The following is a 1,490-nucleotide window of genomic DNA, read 5'->3' on the forward strand; positions in this document are numbered from 1 at the left end:
GTCGATCACGGGGAAGTCAAAGCCCAGCAGCATGCCCGACAGCTGCTGCCCCACCAGCTGGCCGCCCAGCAGCACGCCCAGGATGATCGATGCAATGGTCAGGCCCTCGATCCAGCCGTTGGCCTTGACGAGCTGGGACGCGGGCAACAGCTCGGTCAGGATGCCGTACTTGGCGGGCGAGTAGGCCGCAGCACCCAGCCCCACCACGGCGTAGGCCATGAGCGGGTGCGAGCCAAACAGCATCATCAGGCAGCCCGCCACCTTGATGGCGTTGCTGACAAACATGACCTTGCCCTTGGGCAGCGCATCGGCAAAGGCGCCGACGAAGGGCGCCAGCACCACATAGAACAATGCGAACATGGGCACCAGGGCCGCGCGCTGCCACTCGGGGGCGCCTCCGGTGCGCAGGAGTTCCACAGCGGCTACGAAGAGTGCGTTGTCGGCCAGCGAGCTGAAAAACTGCGCCGACATGATGGTGTAAAAACCGCGCTTCATCGAATGGCTGGTGAGAGCATCAGTTGGGCTGATGCCCTGGTAAATGTGAAGAATCGTAGCGAGGGACAGGCGGTTATATCACGCGGATAAACGGCCACAGTGCCAGAATCCGGCGCTGGTCCCCCGGTAAATCCCTCGCTCCATCAGGTCTGTCCCATGCCCCGTCCCATTGCTGCCACCATCCACACCACGGCCCTGCACCACAACCTCGCGCGCGTGCGCCAGTCGGTGCCTGACGCCAAGGTGTGGGCGGTGGTCAAGGCCAACGCCTATGGCCACGGCATCGAGCGGGTGTACGAGGGCCTGCGCGGCGCCGACGGTTTTGCGCTGCTGGACCTGGCCGAGGCCGAGCGCGTGCGCCACCTGGGCTGGCGCGGGCCCATCCTGCTGCTCGAAGGCGTGTTTGAGCCGCGCGACCTGGAGCTGTGCTCGCGCCTGGGCCTGTGGCATGCGGTGCATTGCGACGAGCAGATCGACATGCTGGCCGCGCACAAGACCCAGGTGCCGCACCGGGTGTTCCTCAAGATGAATTCGGGCATGAACCGCCTGGGCTTCACGCCCGAGCGCTACCGCGCCGCGTGGGCCCGGCTCAATGCGTTGCCGCAGGTGGACGAGATTTCGTTCATGACCCACTTCAGCGACGCGGATGGCCCGCGGGGCATTGCGCACCAGATGGCGGCCTTCAACGCCGCCGCGCAGGACCTGCCTGGCGAGCGCAGCCTGAGCAACAGTGCCGCCACGCTGCGCCACGCGCAGGATGCGGGCGTGCGCGCCGACTGGGTGCGCGCGGGCATCGTGGTCTATGGCAGTGCGCCCGACTTCCCCGAGCACCATGCCGGCCACTGGGGGTTGCAACCCACCATGACGCTGTCCACGCGCCTTATCGCCACCCAGCAGCTGCAGGCGGGCGACACCGTGGGCTATGGCTCGCGCTTCACGGCCGACGGCCCGCTCACCATTGGCATCGCCGCCTGTGGCTACGCCGACGGCTACCC

At 67.0% G+C, this 1,490-nt stretch carries 2 protein-coding genes; one reads left to right on the forward strand and one right to left on the reverse strand.

Going from position 1 to position 1,490, the window contains the following annotated elements; translation table 11 throughout:
- Window positions 1-495, reverse strand: a 495-nt coding sequence (locus tag DBR23_RS26390) for an MFS transporter (RefSeq protein WP_146191458.1), incomplete at its 3' end; no start/stop codon positions are given.
- 156 nt (window positions 496-651) lie between these two features.
- On the opposite strand from DBR23_RS26390, the gene alr reads away from it, so the two are divergent.
- Window positions 652-1,490 (forward strand): alanine racemase (alr, locus tag DBR23_RS26395; RefSeq protein WP_108500067.1); only part of this gene is annotated, 839 nt, incomplete at its 3' end.

Origin of the sequence: Acidovorax sp. HMWF018 (assembly GCF_003061035.1) — a bacterium.
Lineage (GTDB): Bacteria > Pseudomonadota > Gammaproteobacteria > Burkholderiales > Burkholderiaceae_C > Acidovorax > Acidovorax delafieldii.